We start from the raw sequence: 22,686 nt of genomic DNA, 5'->3' as shown, positions 1-22,686 counted from the left end.
CGCGCCAGTGGGCGACGCCGGCTCGGCGCGCGGCCAGTTCTCCAGCAGGACATGGAGGGCTTCGACACTGAACTGCAGTCGCTCCCAGATGCGCGGTGCGTCAGTGTCTCCCCTTCGTGCACAGCGGTTCGGTTGCATCCACCAGCCCGGCCTGAAACCATGGCTGAACGACTCCGCGCGGAAGCACATCTGGCCAGAACACTCGGCGCCGAGTACTTCCTCGACCGCGCGAACATCAACGGCGAGCGAGTGTCATTGCCATCGCTCACCAGGGCTATGAACGAGGCAGCGTGATACCCGAACCTCCCCCCGGCGGTAGTGAGCCGCCGGGTCATCTGAGACAGCGCGCCTCGCGCGCCGACCATTCATCCATGGTGGCGCTGGCGTATGGCTGTTATCGAGAGGGCCTTCGCCCACAGCAAGTCATTACCGAGTGCTACGGCGTGGAATTTCCGCGAGAGTTCTTCGTGCTCGCAGAGTCGAATCGTGATGACACCGATCTGCTGCTGGAGTTCACGAATCAGCCGTGGGAACTCGCGACACCACCGGAACATGAGGAACCGTCAGGAAACCCCCATGGAACGGATGAAACGGAGCAGCGCTTCCTTGAGGCGGATGCCGACCTCGTCCTGCTTGTGCGTCTTCTCGGTCTGAGGGCCCGGCGTGGCGGAAGCGTTATCTGTTATCGGCTGAGCGAACTGTCCGAAGGACGGGCCGACGTGTTCGAGATCAGGAGAGGAGCGCGGCCCGGGGGCCAAGTGGGCAGGTGCGGAGACACACTCCTCGATGTCCTCCTGGAGCATCACACAGAAGCCTGCGAGGCACTGGAGAAGCAGCGAAGCAGCGAGTCGAACTTCGGCTTCGGGATGGTCGATGACGACGAGGTCGCCGAGGCTCGCGAGCTGGTCCAGCAGGTCACGAAACTGCGTCAGCGAGCCGGCATCTCGTAGCTGACGAGAAAGGGGCCCGCCCTTCCTGAGCCCGTTCCGGCAGTTTGAAGCGGGCAATTCTGCCCCACCGCCGCCAGCCTTCGTCTGATCCCGTGCTCCGGCCAAGGCGCACCGGTCAAGGCGAAGGCCGTGAGGGGTGAGTCTGCTGCCAGATTGCTGTCCGGAGGGAAGCGTTCGCGGAGGCGTCACGCTTCCGGGGGCTTCTACGCGTGTCCGACCGCTCGGCGCGATGAACTGTTCGAGCTGTCCGACGCGGTGCCGTGTGCGGACGGTGCGGTGAAGTCCCCGGTGGATTCAACGCTGTTGCCCGAGCAGCGTCGTGGGCACGGAGCGATGTACGGAGGTCTGGACAACGGCCGCTCGACGTCGACCAGCCGCGGACGGTGCCGGCTGGGCTGAGGCTTCCGCGTTTCGACGGCGGGCGCCTGGTGCCGGCCGTCGATGCCGGTCGGTACGCGTCCCGCCCGGCATCGGGGTGTATACCACCACCGCCGAATGAGCGACTTCCGAACGGTCCACTGAGGGGTTTCGCCGGAACTTTCCCGGAACTTCGCCGTAGCTTTTCCGGGATTCGCTCAGGATTCCCTTGGTATTCGCTCGGGGATTACCCCGCTTTCCGCCCGTCGCGGAGTTCGTACGGCGAATACTCCACAGGACCCGGAAGCGCCTCCGCCCTACGATTGCCTGGAAAGCAGCCCCCTTCCACGGACCTCCTCGGCAGAAGGTGCCCCGCATGACGACACTCGGCCTCCCGGACCGAATCCAGGCCTGCCTGTTCGATCTCGACGGTGTCATCACCAAGACGGCCGTCGTCCACGCGGCTGCCTGGAAGGAGACGTTCGACGAGTTCCTGCGAAAGCGCGGTGACGGGGAATTCCGCCCCTTCGACGCCGTCGCGGACTACAACCAGTACGTCGACGGCCTTCCCCGTGCCGACGGCGTACGCGCCTTCCTCGCCTCGCGCGGCATCGAACTGCCCGAAGGCGCCCCCGGCGACCCGCCCGACCGGGACACCGTCCAGGGGCTCGGCAACCGCAAGAACGAGCGGCTGCTGAAGAGGATCAAGGCCGGCGGCGTCGAGGCGTACGACGGTTCGCTGCGCTACATCCGGGCCGTCCGGGCGGGCGGGCTGCGTACCGCCGTCGTCTCCTCCAGCACCAACTGCCGTGACATCCTCCGGGCGATCGACGCCGAGACCCTCTTCGACACCCGTATCGACGGAGTCGTCGCGGCACAGCGCGGGCTGCCCGGCAAGCCCGACCCCGCACCCTTCCTCGCGGCGGCGGCCGACCTCGGCGTCGGGGCGGCGGACGCCGCCGTGTTCGAGGACGCGCTGGCGGGTATGGAAGCGGGCCGGTCCGGACACTTCGGGTACGTCGTGGGGGTCGACCGGGTGGGCCAGGCCGACGCCCTGCGGGCCCACGGCGCGGACACGGTCGTCACCGATCTGGCCGACCTCGCCAACAATGAGACGGACCAGGAGCCGCAGGCGTGATCACCGACTCGATGTACGCGGTGGAGCCCTGGTCGCTGCGGGAGACGGAACTCAACCTCGACGTGCTGCCGCAGAGCGAGTCGGTCTTCGCCCTCTCCAACGGCCATGTCGGCTGGCGCGGCAATCTGGACGAGGGCGAACCGCACGGTCTGCCGGGCTCCTACCTCAACGGCGTCCACGAACTGCACCCCCTGCCGTACGCCGAAGCCGGCTACGGCTACCCGGAGTCCGGCCAGACCGTCATCAACGTCACCAACGGCAAGATCATCCGCCTGCTGGTGGAGGACGAGCCGTTCGACCTGCGCTACGGGCAACTGCGCTCCCACGAGCGGGTGCTGGACCTGCGCGGCGGCCTGCTGCACCGCACCTGTGAGTGGACCTCACCGGCGGGCAACACCGTACGGGTGCGCTCCACCCGGCTCGTGTCCTTCACCCAGCGCGCCGTCGCCGCCGTCTCCTACGAGGTCGAGGCGGTCGACTCCGAGGTGCGCATCGTCATCCAGTCCGAGCTGGTGGCCAACGAGCAGCTGCCCGACGCCGCGGCCGATCCCCGCACCTCCGTCGCGCTTCAGTCGCCGCTCCAGGCGGAGGAGACCTACGCGTCCGGGAACCGGCTGCGGCTGGTGCACTCCACCCGCCGCAGCGCACTGCGCGTCGGCGCGGCGGCGGACCATGTCGTGACCGGACCCGAGCAGACCACGACGGAGTGCGAGTCCGACGACGACATCGCCCGGCTGACCGTCACCTCGGTCCTGTCCCCGGGCAAGAGACTGCGTGTCGACAAGCTCGTGGCGTACGGCTGGTCCAGCACCCGGTCGCTGCCCGCCGTCAGCGACCAGGTGGACGCCGCTCTCGCCGGTGCCGCGAGTGTCGGCTGGGAAGGGCTCGCCCGGGAACAGCGCGCCTACCTCGACGACTTCTGGCAGTGCGCCGATGTGGAGGTGGACGGCGACGAGGGGATCCAGCAGGCCGTACGCTTCGCCCTCTTCCACGTCCTGCAGGCCGGCGCCCGCGCCGAGCAACGCGGCATCCCCGCCAAGGGGTTGACCGGCTCCGGCTACGACGGGCACGCCTTCTGGGACACCGAGGCGTTCGTCCTGCCGCTGCTCACCTACACCTCACCGGACGCGGTCGCCCAGGCGCTGCGCTGGCGCCAGAGCACCCTGCCGGCCGCGCGTGAGCGCGCCGAGCAACTCGGGCTGCGGGGCGCGGCGTTCCCCTGGCGGACCATCGAAGGATCGGAATGCTCGGCCTACTGGCCGGCCGGCGCGGCGGCCTTTCATGTGAACGCCGGGATCGCCGACGCGGTGGTGGGCTATCTGGACGCCACGCACGACGCGGAGTTCGAGCGTGACTGCGCCGTCGAACTGCTGGTGGAGACGGCACGGTTGTGGAGATCGCTCGGACACCACGACCCCCACGGCGCCTTCCACATCGACGGCGTCACCGGACCCGACGAGTACAGCGCCGTCGTGGACGACAACACGTACACGAACCTGATGGCGCGGACGAATCTGCTGGCGGCGGCCGGCATCGTGGAGGCCCACGCCGACCGGGCGGCCGAACTCGGCGTGGACGAGGAGGAGAGCGCGGCATGGCGCGACGCCGCCGACGCCATGAACATCCCCTACAACAGTGAGCTGCGGGTGCATGAGCAGGACGCCGGATTCACCCGGCACCAGCGCTGGGACTTCGAGGGCACCCGGCCCGACCAGTACCCGCTGCTGCTCCACTTCCCGTACTTCGACATCTACCGCAAGCAGGTCGTCAAACAGGCGGACCTGGTCCTGGCGATGTTCAAGTGCAGTTCGTACTTCGACGCCGAGCACAAGGCGCGCAACTTCGCCTACTACGAACCCCTCACGGTCCGTGACTCCTCCCTGTCGGCCTGCTGCCAGGCGGTCATCGCCGCGGAGACGGGTCATCTGCGCCTCGCCTACGACTATCTGACCGAGGCCGCGCAGATGGACCTGGAGGATCTGGAGCACAACACCCGCGACGGCCTCCACATCGCCTCGCTCGCGGGCGCCTGGATGGCGCTGGTGGCCGGCTTCGGGGGGATGAGGCACACCTGGGACAGGCTGGAGTTCTCGCCCCGGCTGCCGGAGGAAATCAGCCGGCTCGCCTTCACGATGCAGTTCCGGGGCCGCCATCTGCGCGTCGAGATCACGGCGACGACCGCCACGTACACCCTGTCCACCGGTGAGCCGCTGGAGATCCGCCACTACGGCGACTGTGTCACCGTCCACGGCGGGGCCGCCGAGGCCCGGGCGATTCCCGCCGTCGTGGCCGCGCCGACGCCGGAGTACCCGCCGGGGCGCCGGCCCAACGCCGCCGGGCAGCGCCGCTGACCTCAGGCGGCGCGCACTTTCGCGTGTTGTGACAAATGATGTGAAACTGGACGGACGTGAGTAACGGGCGGCTGTTCTGAGGAGTGCTTCCATGGCCAAGGCAGTGGGAATCGATCTGGGTACCACCAACTCGGTGATTGCCGCGTGGGAGGGCGGCGAGGCGAATGTCATCCCCAACGCGGAGGGCACCCGCACCACCCCCTCCGTGGTCGGGTTCACCGACTCGGGGGAACGCCTGATCGGCCAACTCGCCCGACGTCAGGCGATCCTCAATCCGAAGGGCACGATCTACTCGGCCAAGCGCTTCATCGGCCGGCACTACGACGAGATATCCGACGAGGCCAAGGCTGTCGCGTACGACGTGGTCGAGGGGGACGGTGGTGTCGCCCGTATCGACGTACGGGGCAAGCTGTACGCCCCCGAGGAGATCAGCGCGCTCGTGCTGCGCAAGCTCGTCGACGACGCCGGAAAGGCCATGGGTGAGCGGGTCACCGAGGCCGTCATCACCGTGCCCGCCTACTTCAACGACGCGCAGCGCACCGCCACCAAGGACGCGGGCCGGATCGCCGGCCTCGAAGTGCTGCGCATCATCAACGAGCCGACGGCCGCCGCGCTCGCGTACGGGATGGACAAGAAGGAGCACGAGACCGTGCTCGTCTTCGACCTCGGTGGCGGCACCTTCGACGTGAGCGTCCTGGACGTCGGGGACGGGGTGGTCGAGGTACGTTCCACCGCCGGCGACAGCCACCTCGGCGGCGACGACTTCGACCGCCGGCTGGTGGACCATCTCGCCGACACCTTCCAGCGGGACAACGGCATCGACCTGCGGCAGGACCCGCAGGCCCTGCAGCGGCTCTTCGAGGCCGCGGAGAAGGCCAAGACCGAACTCAGCTCGGTCACCCAGACACAGGTCAGCCTGCCCTTCGTCACCGCCGACGCCGCCGGCCCCAAGCATCTGACCGAGACGGTCATGCGGTCCACGTTCGAGCAGATCACCGCCGATCTCGTGGAGCGCTGCCTCGGCCCCGTCCAGCAGGCCCTGACCGACGCCAAGGTGACCGACACGGACATCGACGAGGTCATCCTGGTCGGCGGCTCCACCCGTATCCCCGCCGTACAGGCCCTGGTCCGCCGGCTCACCGGCGGCAAGGACCCCAATATGAGCGTCAACCCGGACGAGGTGGTGGCGCTGGGCGCCGCGATCCAGGCGGGTGTCCTCAAGGGCGAGGTCAAGGACGTCCTGCTGCTCGACGTCACGCCGCTGTCCCTCGGTGTCGAGACGCGCGGCGGAGTCATGACGAAGATCATCGAGCGGAACACCACGATCCCGGTCCGCCGCTCCGAGACGTTCTCCACCGCCGAGGACAACCAGCCGGCCGTCGATGTCGTCGTCGTGCAGGGCGAGCGCGAACTGGCCGCCGACAACCGGGTGCTCGGCCGCTTCCAGCTCACCGACATCCGCCCCGCACCCCGTGGTGAACCTCAGGTCGAGGTCACCTTCGACATCGACGCCAACGGCATCCTCGACGTCACCGCGAAGGACAAGGCCACCGGCAAGGAACAGTCCATCACCATCAGCGAGGGCTCCAACCTCGACCCCTCCGAGGTCGAACGGATGGTCGGCGAGGCCGAAGCAAACCGTGGCGAGGACCAGGCACTGCGCGAAGCCGTCGACGCGCGCAACGAACTCGACACCGCCGCCTACCAGGTGGAGCGCAGCCTCACCGAACTCGGCGACTCGGCGCCCGAACACGAGAGGGCCCGCGCCCAGATGCTGGTGACCGACGCCCGTCAGGCCGTCCAGGACGAGGCGGACCCGGCCAGGGCCAGGTCGCTGACGTCCGAACTCCAGCAGGTGCACGCGGCGCTCGCCGCCCGCCAGGGCGCCGGGCCGGCGCAGGGCGGCGGTGACGGGCCGGACTCCGGGCAGGAGCCGAGGACCGACGACGCCGGGTCCCGTGGCGGCACCGACGACGACGTCATCGACGCCGAATTCGACAAGAGCTGACCGCCGCCATGACCACATCCCCGGAACCGGTGGACGAACCGCCGCCCACCGAGGACAGCGCCGAGCGGCAGCCCACCGAAGCCGCCGCCGCGCCCGAGCCCGCCGAAGCCGCCGCGCCCGCCGAGTCGTCCGTGGCGGCCGAACTGCGGGATCGCTGGCGACGCGCCCTCGCCGACCTGGACAACCTCCGCAAACGCCATACGAGGGAGCTGGCGCACGAGCGCGAGACCGAACGCTCCCGCGTCTGCACCGCCTGGCTGCCCGTGCTGGACAACCTCGAACTCGCCCTGACACATGCCGAGTCGGGCTCCGGCGCCGAGTCCGGTACGGACTCCGTCGTCCAGGGAGTCAAGGCCGTACGTGACCAGGCGGTCGACGTCCTCGACCGGCTCGGCTACCCCAGGGACGACGAGACCGGCGTCCCCTTCGACCCGCTGAGACACGAAGTCGTCAGCGTGGTGGACGATCCCGGCACCGAGCCGGGCACGGTTGTGACGTGCCTGCGCCCCGGCTACGGCACACCCGGCCACCAACTGCGCCCGATGGCCGCCGTCGTCAGCAAGCGGCAGGAGTGACGCGCCCATGGCAGCAGATCTCTACGAAGCCCTGGGGGTGCCGCGTACCGCGAGCGCCGAGGAGATCCAGCAGGCGTACCGCGCCCGCGCCCGGAAGCACCACCCGGACATCAACAAGGACCCCGGCGCCGAAGAACGCTTCAAGGAGCTGAACGAGGCCTACAGCGTGCTCTCCGACCCGAAGACCCGGGCACGTTACGACCGGTTCGGCGCCGACTTCCGGCAGATACCCGAAGGCCACGACCAATACGACGAACGCGTGGCGGCCGGCGCCGGGGGCGCGGGACGGCCCGGCGGCCGGGCGGCCCCCGGCGGCGGGGGACGGGTGCGCTTCGTCCGGGGTTACGGCGACGGCGGCGGCGACCCGTTCGACAGCTCCGGCGGCGTCGACTTCGAAGACCTCTTCGGCGGGATGTTCGGCGCAGGGGGAGGGCGCGGCCGGGTGCCCGGCGCCGACCAGGAGGCCGAACTGCCGCTCACCGTCGAGGAGGCGTACCGCGGTGGCCACCGCGGCGTCACCCTCGGCGGGCCCGACGGACAGCGCACGTACGACGTCACGATCCCGCGCGGCGTCACCGACGGACAGCGGATCCGGCTCGCCGGACAAGGTGGCCGGGGCAGCGGCGACGGACCTGCGGGCGACCTCTATCTGCGGGTGCGCCTCGCCCCACACGACACCTTCCGCGTCAACGGCCGCGACCTGTCGGTCCAACTGCCCCTCACCCCCTGGGAAGCGGCACTGGGAGCGACCCTGCCCGTCCCCACACCGCAGGGCACCGCCAAGGTCACCGTCCCGGCCGGCTCCTCCAGCGGGCGCCGGCTGCGGCTGCGCGGCGAAGGGCTGCCCAACCCGCGCGGGCCGGACGGTGACCTCTACGCCGAGCTGCGGATCACCGTGCCGCCGCACCTCACCGACCGCGAGCGCGAACTCTTCGAACAGCTCGCGGGAGCCTCGGACTTCGACCCGAGGAGGACACCGTGACGACCAACCCGAGCATCGTCTACGCGCTGGCTCCGCTCCCCGGGCTCTCGCTGGAGACCGTCGCCCGCCGGTCGGGGCTGCACCCCGACGTCGTCCGCAAGTTCGTCGCCCTCGGACTCCTTGACGCCCGGCGTGAGGCGTCCGGGCGGCTCCGCTTCGCCCAGAGCGCCCCGCTCGACCTGGCCCGGATGGAACGGCTCCGGGTCGGCCTCAGCCTCAACTACGCCTCGCTCGGCGTGGTGGTCGACCTCCTCGACCGCATCAGCCGCCTCGAAACCGCGCTGCGCCGCAGCGGCACCGGGAGTGATCAGCCGCCATGGACATGAACCGACTCACCCAGAAGTCCGAGGAAGCCCTCCAGGACGCCCAGACCTTGGCCGTACGGCTCGGGCAGAGCGAGGTCGACGGCGACCATCTGCTCCTCGCCCTCCTGGACCAGCGGGACGGTCTCGTACCGCGTCTGCTGGACCAGGCGGGCGCCGACACCGCCGCGCTGCGCACCGCGGTGGAGGCCGAACTCGCGCGCAGGCCCCGAAGCACCGGCCCGGGCGCGGCCCCCGGCCAGGTCTTCGTCACCCAGCGGCTCAGCCGGCTGCTGGACGCCGCCGAACAGGAGGCGCACCGCCTCAAGGACGAGTACGTCTCCGTCGAACACCTCGTGCTCGCGCTTGTCGACGAGGGCTCCGCCACCTCCGCCGGGCGGCTCCTCAAGGAGTACGGCGTCACCAAGGAGAGCTTCCTGGCGGCGCTCACGCGCGTCCGCGGCAACCAGCGCGTGACCTCCGCGACCCCCGAAGGGGCGTACGAGGCCCTGGAGAAGTACGGCCGTGACCTGGTCGGCGAGGCACGGGAGGGGACACTCGACCCGGTGATCGGCCGCGACGCCGAGATCCGCCGCGTCACCCAGATCCTCAGCCGCAAACGCAAGAACAACCCGGTCCTCATCGGAGACCCCGGCGTCGGCAAGACAGCCGTCGTCGAAGGACTCGCCCAGCGCATCGTGCGCGGCGACGTCCCCGAAGGGCTGCGTGACAAGACCGTCTTCTCCCTCGACATGGGGTCCATGGTGGCGGGCGCCAAATACCGGGGCGAGTTCGAGGAACGCCTCACGGCCGTTCTGAACGAGGTCAAGGCCGCCGCCGGGCGGATCCTGCTCTTCGTGGACGAACTGCACACCGTGGTCGGCGCCGGAGGCGGCCCCGAGGGAGCCATGGACGCCGGCAACATGCTCAAACCCATGCTCGCCCGGGGTGAGCTCCATATGATCGGCGCCACCACTCTTGACGAGTACCGCAAGTACATCGAGTCCGACGGCGCCCTCGAACGGCGCTTCCAGCAGGTGGTGGTGGACGAGCCGAGCGTCGAGGACACCGTCTCCATCCTGCGCGGGCTGCGCGAGCGCCTGGAGGTCTTCCACGGCGTACGGATCCAGGACACCGCCCTGGTGGCGGCGGCCACCCTCAGCCACCGCTACATCTGGGACCGCTTCCTCCCCGACAAGGCCATCGACCTGGTGGACGAGGCGTGCGCCCGGCTGCGTACCGAGATCGACTCCATGCCAGCCGAACTGGACGAGGTCACCCGCCGGGTCACCCGCCTGGAGATCGAGGAGGCCGCCCTCTCCAAGGAGACGGACGCCGCCAGCCAGGCGCGGCTCACCGAACTGCGCCGCGAACTCGCCGATCTGCGCGGCGAGGCGGATGCCTCCCAGGCGCAGTGGGAAGCCGAACGCCAGGCCATCCGCCGGGTCCAGGATCTGCGCCAGGAGCTCGAACAGGCGCGGCGCGAGGCGGCGGAGGCCGAACGGAACTACGACCTCGACCGGGCCGCCGAACTGCGCTACGGCAAGATCGTCGATCTCGAACGGCGGCTCGGCGCCGAGGAGGAACAACTCGCCGCCAAGCAGGGCGAGACGCGTCTGCTGCGGGAAGTGGTCACCGAGGACGAGATCGCCGAGATCGTGGCCGCCTGGACCGGTATTCCGGTGGCACGGCTCCAGGAGGGCGAGCGCGAGAAGCTGCTGCGCCTGGACGAGATACTTCAGGAGCGCGTCATCGGCCAGGACGAGGCCGTGCGGCTGGTCGCCGACGCCATCATCCGGGCCCGGTCCGGCATCCGGGACCCGCGCAGGCCCATCGGGTCGTTCATCTTCCTGGGGCCCACCGGCGTGGGAAAGACCGAACTCGCCAAGACGCTGGCCGCCGCCCTCTTCGACTCCGAGGAGAACATGGTCCGCCTCGACATGAGCGAGTACCAGGAGCGGCACACGGTGAGCCGGCTCGTCGGCGCGCCGCCCGGCTATGTCGGGTACGAGGAGGGCGGCCAGCTCACCGAGGCCGTACGCCGCAAGCCGTACTCCGTCGTCCTGTTCGACGAGGTCGAGAAGGCGCACGCCGACGTCTTCAACACCCTCCTCCAGATCCTGGACGACGGCCGGATCACCGACGCCCAGGGCCGGGCCGTCGACTTCCGCAACACGGTGATCATCATGACGTCCAACATCGGGTCGTCCCATCTCCTCGACGGCGCCACCGCCGAGGGCGAGATCAAGCCCGAGGCGCGCGAACTGGTCATGGCGGAGCTGCGCGGCCACTTCCGCCCCGAATTCCTCAACCGGGTGGACGACATCGTGCTCTTCAAGCCTCTGGGCCTCGACCAGATCGAGCGCATCGTGGAGCTCCAGTTCAACGAGCTGCGCGAGCGCCTGGCCGAACGCCGTATCGGCGTCGAACTCACCCCGGGGGCCCGCGACCTCATCGCCCACCAGGGCTTCGACCCGGTCTACGGCGCACGGCCACTGCGCCGCTACATCTCCCACGAGGTCGAGACCCTGATCGGCCGGGCACTGCTGCGCGGTGACGTGGACGACGGCGAGACGATCCTGGTCGACGCCCAGAACGGCGAGCTGGTCATCACGTTCGCGGACAGCCGGCCGCGCGAGTCCGTGGGACAGGGGGTCTGACGGCCTGCCCGGCCTGCCCCGCCTGCACGGCTTTCACGGCCTGAGTGCCTTGACCATCTCGGCCGCCAGCACGGCCTGACCGGACGTCGAGAAGTGGATGCGGTCGGCGCTCAGCAGACCGGGCCGTGAGTTGAGCGGGTGGTCCCACATGTCGACGAGCAGCACGTCGTAATCCACGGCCAAGGCCAGGGTGATGGCGTTGAGCTCGCGCACCCGCTGCGGGAAGTCGGGGAACGCCGGCACGTCGAAGGCCCTGCCGAGCGTGAACGCCGTGAGCCGCGCCCCGGTCCCCGCCGCCCTCTCGAACACCTGCCGCGCCGTGCGCTCGACGCGGTCGAAGTCGGGCCGCCGCCGGAACAGGTCGTTCGCGCCGCACGAGACATGGAGCAGATCGGGGCCGAACTCGACGATCTCGTCCAGCTGTTGGCCCAGCATGTCGGCGCCGGTGGCGCCGATCGTGCCGGTGTTCAGATACGCGAGTTCCGGACAGCCGTGGCGCAGGGCGTCGGCGACCCGGTCGGCCCACGACAGGCTCCCGTAGCCGGGGCTCGGGTCCCCGATCCCGGCGGCCAGGCTGTCACCGGCCACCGCGAACCGTCGCCAGGGTGCTCCGGTGAGGAGCCGTGCGGCGCGCGCCGGTGAGAGGCAGAAGGGGTCGGTCTCTTCGGTGAGGGCCCGGGCCGGGGCCTGGACCTTGGCTGTGGTCGTCATGGCATAAAAGTACGACCGATCGTGCGTGCATTCAAGGAGTCGGGCGTCTGCGGCCCCGGCGTGTCGGCGTGCCGAAGCGCGGGAGGGGGCTGTCGGGGTGGCCGGAAGTCCCGCTATTGGTACGGACCTTGACGCGGTTCGTTGGTGTCCCTACGGTGGCGAGTCAGCTCCAGTGTTCGCAAGCTCATCCCCTGTTCGCATATGAGACCCCACGGCTCCCGCAGGAAGGCGCTTGCGATGCGTGCTCGAAGGCTGTTCCCCACCCTCCTCGCCGTCGTCACGACGGCCGGCGTGCTCTCCGCGACCGCCGCCCCGGCTCACGCGGCCGTCATCAACGTGACGACCGCCGCCGAGCTGAAGTCGGCGCTCACCGCGGCCCGCCCCGGCGACACGATCCAGCTCGCCGACGGCAACTACACCGGAAACTTCAAGGCGCTCGTCGCCGGCACCGCCAACTCCCGTATCACGCTCACCGGTTCGCAGAAGGCCGTACTCAACGCGGGCGGCGGCTACGTGCTGCACCTCAACGGCGCCTCGTACTGGACCGTCAAGGGCATCACCCTCACCGGCGCCCAGAAGGGGATCATGACGGACAGCGCCGACGGCGTCGTCATCGACTCCGTCGTCGTGCACGGCCTGGACATGGAAGGCGTCCACTTCCGTAAGACCAGCCGCGACGGAGTCATCAAGAACTCACGGATCTACAACACCGGCAACGACGGCCGGGGCATGGGCGAGGGCGTCTACGTCGGCTCGGCCGGCGGCACCTCCGACAAGAGCGACAACGCGCAGATCATCGGCAACACGATCGGCCCCGATGTCGGCGGCGAGTCCATCGACATCAAGGAAGGCACCACTGGAGCAAAGATCATCGGAAACACCTTCGACGGCCGGGGGCTGACCGGTGCCAACTTCGACGACTCGTGGGTCGACGTGAAGGGCAACAACACACTCGTCGAGAACAACACCGGCAAGAACACCACCAACAACGGCTTCGAGACCCACACCCAGCAGTCGGGCTGGGGCTGCGGCACCGTATTCCGCGGCAACAGGTCGGACCTGACCGGAGCCACCGGCGCCAAGCAGCTCGCCATCAACGTCACCGCCGACACGGCGAGTTGCCGGACCACGGTCCACTCGGACAACACGGTGACCGGAGGCCGCGGCCTGACGAACATCGCCATCACACCCTGACGGCCACCGCGAGCCCGGCCGGATCCGCGGCAGCGCTCAGCCGCCGGGAGAACTGCCCGGCGGCTTCTCGCACAGGTCGTCCATCACGAACGCGTCGCCCTTCCTCTGCAACACACGCTCCTCCTCCAACTGACGGAGCAGACCGTCGAGAACCGCCGCGTCCCGGGGCTTCTCCAAGAACTCCAGCACGGCCCGCTGGAAGGCGCCCCGCAGTGTCGACGGCATGGCGTCGGACGCGTCGAAGCAGACCTGATCCGCACCGTTGAACAGCCCCAGCACCGCTGCCGCGCCCCCCGTCGGAGCGGCCGTACCCATGGCACCCGTCGTGCCCGTCGTACCGGACGGGAAGGACGGCCGCTCCGCCGGGTCCGCGGCCTCCACCCAATCGGCACGGGCCCGCGGTGAGGTGAGTTCGAGCAGCAACTCCCACGCCGCGGCGCTCGGCTTGAACACCGCGGCCATGTCGCCCGAGACCTCGAACACGTTCCGGTCCGGCAGCCCCTCGACGAAGTCGGAGGTCGGAGCGGGCATCACAGCGGGACCGTAGTGGCGGCGGATGAACGAACCCTGATGCTCGCGGGTGCAGTCCTTGCCGTTCAGCAGCCCGTACCTGTCCGCGCCCAGACTCTCGAAGTGCGTGGTGAGCGAGTCCAGGCCGTTCGACACATCGTCGGTGGCGAGCAGGTCGGACCAGTCCCGCCACGCCCGCCTCACCCGCTCGTCGGTCCACGCGAGGCGCCCGGTCGCCCACTGCTCGTACACGCCGTAGCCCTGCCGTTGCAGCAGCAGATCCTCGATCCAGTCCGTGCCCGGCCAACCGGACGTCGCACCCGACTCCATGCCCAGACACCACACCGCCTCCTCGGCCCCCGCCGTCTCCTCGCCCGCCTTGCTCCAGACGATGGACTTGAGGTCCACCCGCACCGGGACCCAGTACGCGCGCTCCTCCGTGTCCCCGTCGTTGTCCGTCACGGGGAAGCGCGGCGCCCACGGCCCGATGGCCGCGCCCGCCACCTTCGGGGGCAGCGGCTGGGCGTCCCCGTCGAGCGCGTACTCGGCCAACTCGCCGGGGCCGTTGAGGATCGCGACGTCGGGCGGCGCGTCCGTCCGCAACTGGGCGACCAGCGTCTCGCGCAGCGAGCGCGTGCCCTTGTAGACGTAGTGCCGGCCCGTCCGCTCGCCTATCTTCGCGAGCGTCTTCTTGAACGGCTCCTCCTCGCCGTCCGTCCACGGACCGAGGACGACCAGCGTCGGCCTCTCCTGCGCCGCGCAGGCCGCCGACACGACCGCGGCCCCGGCGAGCAGGGCCCCCGCCAGCAGCGAGCGCAGGAGTCGGTACGGCGCTCTCACCGTGTCCTCCAGAGGATCCGAAAATGCCTGCGGCCGTAGTGGAACAGCGTGACACCGGACGCCAGCGCGCCCATCGCCCCCACGGTCAGGGCCAGTTCGGCGGCCCGTGCCCACGCGGCCGGGTGCGTGCCGCGCAGTTCGACGGCCAGTCGCTCGTCCAGCACCTCGATCCGGGACTCCGCCCCGGCCGTCGCACCCACCGCGTTCAGTTCGGCGCCCGCCCGCGACACCCGCTGCTGCCCGCCGTGCTGGCCGACGGCGCCCGGCACCAGTACGCCGATCGCCAGCAGGACCGGCAGCGTGTAGAGCGTCAGCAGCGCTCCGCGCACATGGAGTTGTGTCAGGACGAAGTCGATGGTGCCCGCGACCGCGACCACGAAGACCAGCGCGGCCAGCAGGGCCACCGACGCCGCCCCGGCGGACAGCGCGGTCCAGCCCGAGAGTTCCCGGGCGTCCGCGGTCAACTCCGCTTCCAGGGCGGCGATGCGGTTCAGTACGGCGGTGGGCTCGGCCGGCCTGCCGGTGTCACGCAGCAGACTCGCCGCGTAGTCCAGCCCCGCCGTGCGCAGCACCTCGCTCTCGTGGTGGCTGTCGGCCCAGCCGATCCAGTCGTCGTAGGCCACCACCAGGCCGGACACCACACGCACCTCCTGCTCCTGGTCGGTGCGCAGCGCCTTGGTCTGCGCGGCGTTGTTGAGGCTCTGCGACGCCTCGGTCAGCAGCGACGGGTACTCCTCGCCGAGCCCGACCAGATCGGTCTGGGGCAGCGGCTCCTTGCCGTCCTCACCGAGACGCAGGGTGGCTTCGTCGTGCGCGAGGGCCAACGACGTTCTCGCATGGGCCAGTTCGACCATGGCGGGGGCGTAGCGCACCCGCAGTTGCTCCGTACGGCTGTGGACGTCGAGGTACGCCGTCCCGGCCAGCGCCAGCACGGTGAGGCCGAGTGCCGGCAGCAGCAGCATGCGGCTGAACAGGAACGGGGCGGTGTCCCGCCGCTCGCCCCTGGGCGTGCGACCGCGGGCGCGCTGCCACGTCGGGCGCCACACCGGCAGCCACACCGTCCGCCGCACCACGCGCCCGGCAGTCCGGGGAGACAGAGGCGCGGCGTACCGGGCCCGGCCCATCACCGCTCCCCGGTGGCGGCGGCGTCCCGCTCCCGCTCCCGTTCCCGCTCCCCGGCGTCCGGCGCGGCCGACCGGTCCGTCCGCCGGCCCCGCAGCAGCCGGGGCCGCCAGCCCCGCCACGGGCCCTGGCGCCGCTTCCCCCTGTTGTGGCTGAATCCGAACGGGCGGGTGTGGTAGGCGTTGTCGAGCAGCACCCACTCCAGGGGTGGGCGCTCGTCCAGGGATGTGCGCTCGTCCGGATCGGTGGGCGGCACCTGTTTGGAAAGCAGCTCGAAGTACGTGCCCAGCTGTTCCCGCAGCTCGTGTTCGGTGAGGGGGATCGGGATCTCCTTGTCCAGCGCCTCGCGGAGCTCGCCCAGCGGATCCGGTTCCGCAGCCGCCTTGACCAGCCGGAGCAGCAGCTCCAGCAGGTCGGTGTGCAGCCGCTCCTGTGCGTGCTGGTCCGTCAGTCCCTCGTACCGGTCCAGCCGGTGCAGCGCCTCGTACGCCTGCTTCGCGGTGTCCACGGTCGGCGGGCCGCCGCCGGCCGGCAGGTCCGCGTGGATGCGCACCATGCCCGTGCGGGCGGCGGTGCGATGGCGCGAGTCGCCGGGGACGGCTTCGAGCCGGGCGAGGGCCGACCCGCTGTCGCCGTCGGCCAGATGGATTCGGGCCAGGCCGAAGGCGGCGCTGCCGAGCGCGTGGTTGCGCTCCCACACCGCGCGGTAGAAGACCATCGCCTCCTCCAGGTCGCCGAGGACTTCGTGGCAGTAGCCGAGGGCGAGCTTGGGCGCGAACTCGCCCGGGATCGCCGCGTAGACCTCCGCGAAGAACCGCCGTGCCGACGTCACGTCGTCTCCCGCGAGATGGAGCAGACCCTGGTGCCAGCGCAGCCGCCAGTCGTACGCGGCCAGGGCGCCGACCGCCACCTCCGCCCGCCGCAACTCGGCCGTGGCCGACGCCAGACACCCGCCCGCCCTGTCCGCCGGCTGGTAGCGGGCGACCTCCAGGTGCAGGCGGCAGCGCAGGAGCGCCAGTTCGGGGGAGAGCTGCCAGTCGGCGCTGAGCTGGAGCAGACCGGCAGGATCGTCGTACGACGTGCGCTGCAACTCCTTCCAGTTGATGTCCTGGCGGCTCGCCTTGGGCACGGGCAGGCCCACGGACACCTCGGCCGGCTTGGGCGGCCCTATGGTCAGCGGGCGTTTGCCGTTGCCGCCGTACCGCCACTGTTCGAGCGGCGGCGCCTTGCCGAGTTCGCCGTCGAGCGCGGCGGGCGCGGGTGAGAACAGCGGTGACGGTTCGAACGTCTCCTCGCCGAGCCGCAGCGAGCGCAACTCTCGCAGCACGCCCTGGAGTTGGACGGCCATCTCCTGCGCGTCGGCGAACCGGCCCTCGGGGCGCGCCGCCCGCGCCCGTTGTACGACGTGCTGGAGGGAGGTCGTACCGAGATCGGCCATGTGTGGGGGGACCCGGTCGAGGAGTTCCTGAAGGACCTCCCCGACCGCGAACAGATCTGCCGCCACCGTCACTTCGGCGGGATCGGCGAGTTCGGGGGCCCGATAGGTGAACGGGCCCGCGTCCCCGATCTTCCGTACGCTCGCGACATCGATGAGCTTGATGCCGTCGCGGCAGTGGATGACGTTGGTGAGGGAGAGGTCGCCGTAGACGAATCCCTTCTCTCCGTCTTCCCGATAGTTGTGCAGATAGCTGAGCGCGTTCAGGATCAGCACGCCGTAGGAGGCGATGAACTCATGGACGCGATAGCCGTCGAAGGGCGGCTCCTCGCGGGCGATCTGCTCGGCGACCCATTGGAGCGGCGCGCCGTCGGCGAACTCCATCACGATGAACCGGGCCTGGTTCGACTCGTCTCCCGGTTCCTCGGGACGGCCGGGGTGCCGGGCGTAGTTGAACACCTTGATGATCGAAGGGTGGTTGAGCCGGACCAGCCGGACCAGTTCGAGACGGGCGATCCTGGCGGTCGCGTCGCTGCGGTCCCGTGGACCCTTCAGGGCCACCGGGCGGTCGTCCAGCATCTTGTCGTGAGCGAGATACACCTGGCCGAAACTGCCCTCGCCGAGTAGTCCGACGACCCTGTACTGCTGGTGCAGTTCCTGGCCGGGTACGAGAGGGGATCTCGACTTCGTCAGCGCCTCCGCCTCGGGGTCGACGAGGGTGTCGGGATTGTCGACGGTGATGTGCGGCAGAGCGGTGAGGCCGTCACGGGGCGGTTTGACGACGTATTCGCCCGGTGCGAGGAGCAGTACGGCGGACCATGTCCGCTGGATGGCGTCCTCGACGGCGATGTCGATCAGGAACAGGTCGTAGGCGAGGGTGGCGCTCTTACGGGGCGCCGCGCCGTCGTCCGGTCGTAACTCAGCCAGCCGCGCGGCCAGTTGGCGGTACACCGGTGGTGGTGCGTCGGCGATGTGCGCGGCACCGGGCTGCGCGCGCAGCCTGCGGAACCTTCTCTCCAGGCCGACGAGCGCGGCGAGCCGCGCGGCGACGGCCTTGGTGCGGCGCTCGGCCCACCCGTCGTCGAGCAGTGTGTCCACGACGCGTTCGAGCAACGGGGACGCCGGGTCGCGGAAGACGAGCAGCAACCGGCTCTGCCCGCCCGCCCGCAACGCCTGGAGCAGGGGTAGCGCGGCCTCACCGGTCGGCGCCGTCCGGTCGACCGAGAGGAAGGCGACGGTGATCGGCGGGCTGTCCCTGGTGATCCGTGCCAGCACGCGGTCGTGCTTCTCCGGATCGGCGTGCTCGTCCGGTCCGGCGCGTCCGGCGGGTCCGCCCTGTCGCGCGACCTCGCCCGGTCCCGTGAGGCCGATGCGCTCGGCGGTGAGGTCGATGAGCTGTCCCGCCGTCAAGCCCGTCGTGTCCACGGCGATGTCGATCGAGCCGGCGGGCGGCTCGGTGGCGTCGCCCGAACCCGTGGGCCGCGGATTGCGCTCGCGGTCGGCGAGATTGAGGGTGGCGTGGATCGCCCACATGTCGTCGTGGCGTTCGTCGCGGGCGAAGATCAGCTCGACCGGCTCCGTGGCCGCGCGCCTGCCGGGCGCCGGGTCGGGCGCGGACACCCGCTCGGGGACCTGAACGGCGGCCGTGCCCGTCGTGCGCGTCGCCGGAACCGAGTCGATGAGCCAGTGGGTCACCTTGCGGCGCAGTCCGAGAGCGCGGTTCGAACCGCTCATGGGCGCGCCGCGCGGGATGGTGGGCGACAGGGCGGTGGGTCCCGTCACCTTCAGCTCGTCCAGCCGGCCGGCCGACAGATACCGCAGGATCGTCTCGGTCGGGATCATGTAGGCGTGGCTGACCGCGACGGGGTAGTCGTCGGTGCCGTACCGATGGACCAGGATGCCGAGAACCTCGCCGGATCCGGTGTGGACCACCCCGCTGCCGCTGAAGCCGTGGCGCACCGCGTACGACCCGCCGGCCGGATCGAGCTGGACCCACTCGGGATGGCGCCCGGGGCCGCCGAGCCCCATCAGCCGGGCGTTGACGAACGCGCCGCCCGGCCGCTGGGCCGGGTAGCCGACGCAGTGCACCGGTTCGCCGCGCTTGGGGACCCGGCGGTGCAGCACCGCGGTCTCGACCGGCGGCACGGCGGCCAGCCGCAGCAGGGCGATGTCACCGCTGTAGTGGGAGGCCGGAGGTGTGAGACGGTCGGTCAGTACCTCGGCGCGCAGCCGCACGGGCGGGTCGGCGGCCACGCCGGGGAACTCCGCGTACACCTGCTCGAACGGCCGGGGTGGATCGTCGCGTGAGCCGGCACCCCGTGAACCGTCCATCCCGCGCCGGGGTTTGGCCGTCACCACATGGGCGCAGGTGAGCACCAGCCCGCCCGGCAGCAGCACCCCGGCGCCGAGCGGTGGGGCGGTGCCGGTCTCGTCCTCGACCAGCCGGACGCGCCAAGGCCCGTCCTGCGAGCTGGAGTTGGAAGTGGCTTCGAGCTCCGTCATAGTGCTCAACAATAGCCACGGGGGGTGACAACCGACTCCCGTTGCGTAACGAGAGGTTTGGAACGGGCGCGGGTGACGGGCGTGGTGGATGTGGTGATCACGACGGAACGGAGACCGCCGGTCTCGCCGCGGTGATCGGACGGATCCGCGAGGAGCTGGAAGAGGCCCAGCACAGCGCCCGGGAAGCGGTCTCCAGTTCCGGGTGGAGCGCGTGCGCGTCGAGTTCGCCGTACAGGTCCGGCGTGCGGGCACCGGCCGGCGGGGCCTGGACATCGGCGTCGTCATGGCCGAGCCGGGACTTTCGCAACACGCCCGAGGTGGCGCGCGAGCGCCGGACGGGCCTCATCGGCCCGTCCGGCGCCAGGTTCTGTCCGGGGGCGTCAGCGTTCGCGGTCTGAGCCGACCGCGTCGGACCGGGACATCAGGACCGGCGTCGCGAGGATCACTTCCCGCTCGATCCGGCCGGTGTCCTGGCCGCCCACCGACCAGGTCCCGAGGGTGAGTTCGGCCGTGATGCCCGGGCCGAAGCCCGCGATCACCCCTCGTGCGCCGTGCTCCGCGCCACCGTCCTCGAAGAAGCGGTCCAGCGCGTCGAAGATGACGGCGCTGGCGATGTTGCCGCGCTCGGTGAGGGTCGCCCTGCTGTAGCGGAACATCTCCGCCGGGACGTCGAGGTAGTGGCAGAGGTCGTCGAGGATCCGGGGACCCCCGGCGTGCACGATGTAGAAGTCGAGCCCGGAGACGTCCCAGTCGTGCGGCTCGGCCATCTCCCGCATGGCGGGAGCAAGGACGGACATGGTGCCGGGCACCCGCTTGTCGAGCATGAAGTGGAACCCGGTGTCACGGACCGCGTAGGAGATCCAGTCCTCCGTGTCGGGCACCAGGTGCGAGGCGTTGCGCTCCAGCCGTACGCCGGTGCCGCCCTCGCCACGTACCACCGCGGCGGCGACGGCGTCCCCGAAGAGGCCGTTGGAGAGCAGATTGCCCACCGCGAGGTCTGTCGGCTGATAGCAGAGCGAGCAGAACTCGCAGGACACGATCAGCACGTTCGCCTGCGGGTACGCGGAGCAGAAGTCGTGCGCGCGGTTGATGGCCGCGCCGCCGGCGGCGCAGCCGAGCTGGGCGATCGGCAACTGCCGGGTGTCCGACCCGAAGCCCATGGTGTTGATGAGCCACGCGGTCATCGAGGGCATCATGAAGCCGGTGCACGACACGTAGACGATCATGTCGATGTCCTGCGGCGTGAGTTCGGCGTGGGCCAGTGCCCGCTCCACGACCTCGGGCACCCTCGCCTTCGCCTCCACCTCGTAGGCGTCGTTACGGGCGGTGAAGCCGGGATGGCGAAGGGTCTCCTCGATGGGCCGGACCAGACGTCTGGTCCGGACACCCGTGTTGCTGATCAGCCGCACGGCGAGTTCGAGCTGCGGGTGGTCGGGGTGGAGCGTGCGCGCCAGCTCCACGGTCTGTTCCATGGTGATGACGTGCTCGGGGACGGCGATGGCGGGCCTGCACAGAGTTGCCATGATCAGCTCCTTACCAGGTGACCGGCAGGGCGAGCGGGTATCGCCAGATCGAGACGGTGTTCCACCGCACCTCCTCCGCCGGTACGGCCAGACGAAGGTCGGGGAAACGGGTGAGCAGTGTGCCGATGGAGACCTGGAGCACCATGCGCGCCAGATGAGCGCCCAGGCAGTGGTGGCTGCCGTACCCGAAGGTCATGTGCAGGGCGGGGTCTTCGCGGTGGAAGTCCAGCTCGTCCGGCCGCTCGTAGGCGAGGTCGTCACGGTTGGCGGTCAGGTAGGACACGTGGACCGTGTCGCCCGCCTTGATGACGACACCGTCGAAGTCGACGTCCTCCAAGGCCACACGGGGGATACCGACGCCCTGGCGGAAGGGGATGTAGCGCAGCAGCTCCTCAAGGGCCTGCGGGAGCAGTTCGGGCCGGGCGCGCAGCTCGGCCGCCCGCTCGGGCTGGGTCAGCAACGTGTAGACGATGTTGCTGATGTTGTACGTGGTGGTGTCGTGACCGGTGATCACCAGGAGCATGGCCAGCACGGCCAACTCGTCCTCGTCGAGCATCTCGTCGCCGATCCGCGCGGTGGCGAGGGCGCTGATCAGGTCCTCGCCGGGCGTGCGCCGCCGCTCCGCCGTCAGCTCGGAGAAGTAGGCCCGCAGCCACGCCTTCGCCTCGACGGCCGAGTTCCGGTCGGCGGCGTTCATGGACATCATGTCCATGGCGCGCTGCCGCAGTTGGGAGCGGTCCTCCTCCGGTACGTCCAGCAGTTCGCAGATCGTCATCAGCGGCAGCCGGTCCGCGAGGTGGTCGGCCACGTCGGCCGGTGCGCCGCCCTTGGCCATCGTGTCCAGCAGACCGTCCACGGTCCGCTGGGTCCACGGGCGCAGCGCCTCCACCTGTGGGGTGGTGAAGGCCTTGTTGATCAGCTTGCGCACCCTGTTGAGCGCGGGCGGATCCATCAGGTTGATCGACTCGGACTGCGCGATGGGCGCCGGAGTGATCCGGGGGAAGTCCCGCCCGACCAGGGCGGCTCTGCTGAAGCGGCGGTCCGAGGTGACGGTCTTCACGTCCTCGTACCGGGTCACCAGCCAGCATTCGCCTTCGCCGTACGGCATACGCACCCGGGTGACGGGTGCCTCGGTCCGCATCCGGGTCATGAAGGGGTCGGGTTCCAGGGCCTCGTCATGGCGGAAGGGGCAGGTCTGTACTGAGTCCACGCCGGTCATCACAGCACTCCCACAGCGAAGATGGTCACTTACGGTGACGTTGGCAACTTTGAGTTCATTCCGCGCGGGGGGTGCCGCCATGCGCGGAGATGCCAAGCTCACCTGTACGGGTAACCGGTGGAATCGGGCTCACGCGGCCGACGCGGTGCGCTCACCTCGAAGAGCCGTGACCACACGTTCGGCCATCTGCTTACGGCGCCTTTATGGCGCGGGAAGTCGCGCCCGGCGCGACGGGAGAGCCACCGAACGCGCCGGAGCGCGGCGTTCTGGAGCGGGTCCGCCCCCGCGCTCGCTCGTTCCGGTGGAG

Annotated in this window: 16 protein-coding genes and 1 pseudogene; 11 read left to right on the top strand and 6 right to left on the bottom strand. The window is 70.2% G+C overall.

Annotated elements, in window-relative coordinates:
• Positions 1 to 159: 159 nt before the first annotated feature.
• From OG700_RS02140 to clpB, 10 genes and pseudogenes are all read left to right on the top strand, one after another.
• Positions 160 to 294: a hypothetical protein gene (locus tag OG700_RS02140; protein ID WP_405607968.1), complete on the top strand. Its 135-nt coding sequence runs from the start codon at positions 160 to 162 to the stop codon at positions 292 to 294.
• Positions 295 to 371: 77 nt separating this feature from the next.
• On the top strand, positions 372 to 950 hold the full coding sequence (locus OG700_RS02135; protein ID WP_405607965.1) for a hypothetical protein: 579 nt from the start codon (positions 372 to 374) through the stop codon (positions 948 to 950).
• A gap of 152 nt (positions 951 to 1,102) precedes the next feature.
• Positions 1,103 to 1,393: pseudogene (locus OG700_RS02130) on the top strand (transposase); the annotation flags it as partial.
• Between the two features lie 290 nt (positions 1,394 to 1,683).
• Entirely contained in the window at positions 1,684 to 2,445 is a 762-nt protein-coding gene (locus tag OG700_RS02125) for an HAD family hydrolase (RefSeq protein ID WP_405607962.1), read from the top strand.
• Positions 2,442 to 4,796 carry a glycoside hydrolase family 65 protein gene (locus tag OG700_RS02120; RefSeq protein ID WP_405607959.1) on the top strand — a complete coding sequence of 785 codons (2,355 nt, stop codon included), beginning with the start codon at positions 2,442 to 2,444 and terminating at the stop codon, positions 4,794 to 4,796. Before OG700_RS02125 ends, OG700_RS02120 begins: the two co-directional genes overlap by 4 nt.
• Positions 4,797 to 4,887: 91 nt before the next feature.
• On the top strand, positions 4,888 to 6,804 hold the full coding sequence (dnaK, locus tag OG700_RS02115) for a molecular chaperone DnaK (RefSeq protein ID WP_405607956.1): 1,917 nt from the start codon (positions 4,888 to 4,890) through the stop codon (positions 6,802 to 6,804).
• Between the two features lie 8 nt (positions 6,805 to 6,812).
• Positions 6,813 to 7,379 (top strand): nucleotide exchange factor GrpE, encoded by a 567-nt coding sequence (locus OG700_RS02110; RefSeq protein ID WP_405607953.1) that lies wholly within the window; start codon positions 6,813 to 6,815, stop codon positions 7,377 to 7,379.
• A gap of 7 nt (positions 7,380 to 7,386) precedes the next feature.
• On the top strand, positions 7,387 to 8,361 hold the full coding sequence (locus OG700_RS02105; protein WP_405607950.1) for a DnaJ C-terminal domain-containing protein: 975 nt from the start codon (positions 7,387 to 7,389) through the stop codon (positions 8,359 to 8,361).
• On the top strand, positions 8,358 to 8,687 hold the full coding sequence (locus tag OG700_RS02100) for a chaperone modulator CbpM (RefSeq protein WP_405607947.1): 330 nt from the start codon (positions 8,358 to 8,360) through the stop codon (positions 8,685 to 8,687). Before OG700_RS02105 ends, OG700_RS02100 begins: the two co-directional genes overlap by 4 nt.
• Complete coding sequence (gene clpB / locus OG700_RS02095; RefSeq protein WP_405607944.1) at positions 8,678 to 11,323, top strand: ATP-dependent chaperone ClpB; 2,646 nt, start codon at positions 8,678 to 8,680, stop codon at positions 11,321 to 11,323. The genes OG700_RS02100 and clpB overlap by 10 nt, the downstream gene beginning before the upstream one ends.
• A 33-nt stretch (positions 11,324 to 11,356) precedes the next feature.
• On the opposite strand, the gene OG700_RS02090 is transcribed toward clpB, so the two are convergent.
• Complete coding sequence (locus OG700_RS02090) at positions 11,357 to 12,034, bottom strand: SGNH/GDSL hydrolase family protein (RefSeq protein WP_405607941.1); 678 nt, start codon at positions 12,032 to 12,034, stop codon at positions 11,357 to 11,359.
• Positions 12,035 to 12,271: 237 nt separating this feature from the next.
• On the opposite strand from OG700_RS02090, the gene OG700_RS02085 reads away from it, so the two are divergent.
• Positions 12,272 to 13,228 carry a right-handed parallel beta-helix repeat-containing protein gene (locus OG700_RS02085; RefSeq protein WP_405607938.1) on the top strand — a complete coding sequence of 319 codons (957 nt, stop codon included), beginning with the start codon at positions 12,272 to 12,274 and terminating at the stop codon, positions 13,226 to 13,228.
• Positions 13,229 to 13,264: 36 nt separating this feature from the next.
• Here OG700_RS02085 and OG700_RS02080 read toward each other — a convergent pair whose 3' ends face one another.
• The 5 genes from OG700_RS02080 to OG700_RS02060 form a co-directional block, all read right to left on the bottom strand.
• Positions 13,265 to 14,578, bottom strand: coding sequence for a hypothetical protein (locus tag OG700_RS02080; RefSeq protein WP_405607935.1), 1,314 nt, complete (start codon positions 14,576 to 14,578; stop codon positions 13,265 to 13,267).
• Positions 14,575 to 15,624, bottom strand: coding sequence for a hypothetical protein (locus tag OG700_RS02075; RefSeq protein ID WP_405607932.1), 1,050 nt, complete (start codon positions 15,622 to 15,624; stop codon positions 14,575 to 14,577). Before OG700_RS02075 ends, OG700_RS02080 begins: the two co-directional genes overlap by 4 nt.
• A 77-nt stretch (positions 15,625 to 15,701) precedes the next feature.
• Complete coding sequence (locus tag OG700_RS02070) at positions 15,702 to 19,637, bottom strand: tetratricopeptide repeat protein (protein ID WP_405607929.1); 3,936 nt, start codon at positions 19,635 to 19,637, stop codon at positions 15,702 to 15,704.
• A gap of 380 nt (positions 19,638 to 20,017) precedes the next feature.
• Positions 20,018 to 21,160 (bottom strand): type III polyketide synthase, encoded by a 1,143-nt coding sequence (locus OG700_RS02065; protein ID WP_405607926.1) that lies wholly within the window; start codon positions 21,158 to 21,160, stop codon positions 20,018 to 20,020.
• Positions 21,161 to 21,170: 10 nt separating this feature from the next.
• Entirely contained in the window at positions 21,171 to 22,379 is a 1,209-nt protein-coding gene (locus OG700_RS02060; RefSeq protein ID WP_405607923.1) for a cytochrome P450, read from the bottom strand.
• Positions 22,380 to 22,686: the final 307 nt, after the last annotated feature.

The sequence above is a fragment of the Streptomyces sp. NBC_01508 genome, assembly GCF_045040315.1.
In the GTDB taxonomy this organism is placed as follows: domain Bacteria; phylum Actinomycetota; class Actinomycetes; order Streptomycetales; family Streptomycetaceae; genus Streptomyces.
This window is presented reverse-complemented; position numbering and strand designations above follow the sequence as displayed.